Source organism: Synechococcus sp. PCC 6716 (genome assembly GCF_022570815.1).
Classification (GTDB): domain Bacteria; phylum Cyanobacteriota; class Cyanobacteriia; order Thermosynechococcales; family Thermosynechococcaceae; genus Thermosynechococcus; species Thermosynechococcus lividus.
Genome location: NZ_JAKLTU010000056.1, coordinates 1 through 2,510, shown reverse-complemented (window position 1 = coordinate 2,510; position 2,510 = coordinate 1). Strand labels below are relative to the sequence as shown.

The following is a 2,510-nucleotide window of genomic DNA, read 5'->3' as shown; positions in this document are numbered from 1 at the left end:
GCTCTTCCGATCTATGCTCTCACTTTGGCGAAATGATCTCGGACTTGATTCAACTGCTGAGCATCCCAACCGTTATCGGTACTAGTTTTAGCAATTTCACGCCGACCGAAATCAACGCCAATCGCCTTGTCCGACCGAATGGGTTCAGGAGCTTCATCGCTCAGTTGAATGTGGATGTAGTATCGTCCATCTCTGTGCTTGCACAGTTGAGCCGACGTGGGTTGACACCCCTTCAGCTTGCCGCGCTGGTAGTGTCCTATGTCCAGTTTGATGTGTTCTCTACATCCCAGCAGGGTCAGGCTGACTGTCCAATCCTTTTCCCGAAAAGAGAAGATTCGGGCATCGTAGTCTGCCGAAGTTGGACGAAACGCTTTGACAGGCTTGCCCTTCACTTTGGCTGTTTTTCGATTCGCCCCAACCCTGGCACAAACCCTGACTGCCTGATTAGCACTCAACCCAAAATGTTCTCGCAGGTCGTTATAGACCAACGACAACGACTGAATCGTTGTTTTGCTGGTTGTTTTGGGTTTGACTCGCTCATTGGCATAGTTGCAAGCAGCAGCAAACGCCTGAAGCGCTGCCTCAATCTTGGCATTTTGTTCGGGTGTGGTTGCAAGTTTGCAAACTAGTGTCAGAGTTTGTTTCATCCTTTTATATTCTCACCCGTGACTATGAAAAACAAGCGTACTAAACCTGGCAATTTCGGGGGTATTGAACCCCTCTCAATTGCCGCTCCTGTCCCTCCCCGACCTGAAGGTGCGGGGCTTCTCGGAGGTTTTCTGTGAGGGGCGGCGTGTCGATTGCTGGTGGGGATGTACCGTTTGCCCCAGGAGGAACTCCGACAAGCGTTAGCAATTGGGGTAGAACCAGAGCGGATGGATCAGGGGCAGGCGCTTCGGTTGCAAACCTTGATGGCACAGGAGTTTCGGCAGCAACTCACCTATGGTGCGCCCAGTGCCGCTGATGAGGAGGGGTTGCAGCGGTTGCGATCGCAACTCCTTACCCGCAAACTCCAGGTCAAGCTATTTTTGCGGCATCCCCTCCATGCCAAGCTGTATCTAATTTACCGTCATGATCGCGCCACGCCCATCATTAGCTATGTGGGCAGCAGTAATTTGACCCTTTCTGGACTGCGATCGCAGGGTGAGCTAAATGTGGAAGTTGTGGATCGGGATCACACGAATAAGCTGGAGCAGTGGTTTGAGGCGCGGTGGGACGATCGCTTTTGCTTGGATATTACGGAGCAATTAGCAGCAATTATCGATGAAAGTTGGGCGGGGCGATCGCTCAAACCTTACTATATCTACCTGAAAATGGCCTATCACCTGTCCCAGGAAGCGCGGGATGGGCTGAGTCAGTATCGCGCCCCGGCTAGTTTTGGGTTGTTGCCGTTTCAGGAAGCGGCGGTGCAGATTGCGGCCCATCATGTGAGTAAGCGTAATGGGGTGATCATCGGCGATGTAGTGGGGTTAGGCAAGACTTTAGTGGGAACGGCGATCGCCCATCTCTGTGAAGAAGACTACGGCACCAGCACGCTGATTATTTGCCCCAAGAACTTGGAAAAAATGTGGCAGGATTACGTCGATCGCTATGGCTTGCGCGGTAAGGTGGTTCCCATTAGCCGCGTGATTCAGGAATTACCCAATGTGCCAGCGCGGTTTCGGTTGGTACTGATTGATGAAAGCCACAACCTGTGAAATAAGGAGGGCAAGCGGTATCAAGCGATTAAGGACTACATTGAGCAGAGCGGCAGTCGATGTATTTTGCTGACGGCAACGCCGTATAACAAAACCTATCTGGACTTGTCGGCGCAGTTGCAGTTATTTTTACGCCCAGATGCCGACCTAGGCATTAAGCCCGAAGCCTACATTCGCAGTATGGGCGGTGAGATGCAGTTCCGCCGCAGACACAGCACCACCCCGGTGCGATCGCTCTTAGCCTTTGAGCAAAGCCCGGAGCCGGAGGACTGGCAGCAGTTGATGAGTCGCTACATGGTGCGGCGAACCCGCAGCTTCATCAAAAATACCTATGCGAAGAAAGAAGTAAAAAGTGAGGCTCTATCGTCCGAGTTATGCTTAATCAATAGCTAAATGCCAGCAAATTAAGCAACGTAACTGAAAATTGTCAAAGTTCCTGAACCCATAACCTGACCGCTTGATCAGCTTCAATTTATTGTTAATACCTTCGACAACACCACTATTTGTGTGATTATCAAAATAGGCGGTGACTTCACCAAACCACCGACAAATTGTTCTTACGCTCYCTTGAAAAGAATCCTGAGCTTGAGCTAACCAATCGAGCAATTGAAAGGTTCCATCTTTCCAATCTTTTGCTTGCTCAAAGATGGCTCTAAACGATTCCTTCTCCTGATGCATTCGAGCCAGACTTGGCACTACTTCTCGAATTTCTTCTAGTTTTGCTTTTTGCTTCTGAGTCAGATTTTCCTCCGGCTTGAGTAACGCATATTTACTTTGTTTGAGCGCGGCTGCAATCTGGGCTTTCTGGACTTA

Annotated in this window: 4 protein-coding genes; 2 read left to right on the top strand and 2 right to left on the bottom strand. The window is 50.3% G+C overall.

The genetic code is table 11. The features are described 5' to 3' along the window. Positions 1–11 precede the first annotated feature (11 nt). The gene (locus tag L5220_RS14150) at positions 12–647 is read right to left on the bottom strand and encodes a nuclease/transposase family protein (RefSeq protein WP_499574288.1); all 636 of its coding nucleotides are present in this window, start codon (positions 645–647) and stop codon (positions 12–14) included. A gap of 165 nt (positions 648–812) precedes the next feature. Here L5220_RS14150 and L5220_RS14145 point away from each other — a divergent pair, with 165 nt between their 5' ends. Then, positions 813–1,697: a phospholipase D-like domain-containing protein gene (locus L5220_RS14145; RefSeq protein ID WP_499574287.1), complete on the top strand. Its 885-nt coding sequence runs from the start codon at positions 813–815 to the stop codon at positions 1,695–1,697. Positions 1,698–1,763: 66 nt separating this feature from the next. Further along, positions 1,764–2,090, top strand: a complete 327-nt coding sequence (locus tag L5220_RS14140) for a hypothetical protein (RefSeq protein ID WP_499574286.1) — start codon at positions 1,764–1,766, stop codon at positions 2,088–2,090. Here the strand turns inward: L5220_RS14140 and L5220_RS14135 are convergent. Next, positions 2,076–2,492 carry an ISL3 family transposase gene (locus L5220_RS14135; RefSeq protein WP_499574290.1) on the bottom strand — a complete coding sequence of 139 codons (417 nt, stop codon included), beginning with the start codon at positions 2,490–2,492 and terminating at the stop codon, positions 2,076–2,078. The two genes, L5220_RS14140 and L5220_RS14135, sit on opposite strands and share 15 nt — an antisense overlap. Positions 2,493–2,510 lie beyond the last annotated feature (18 nt).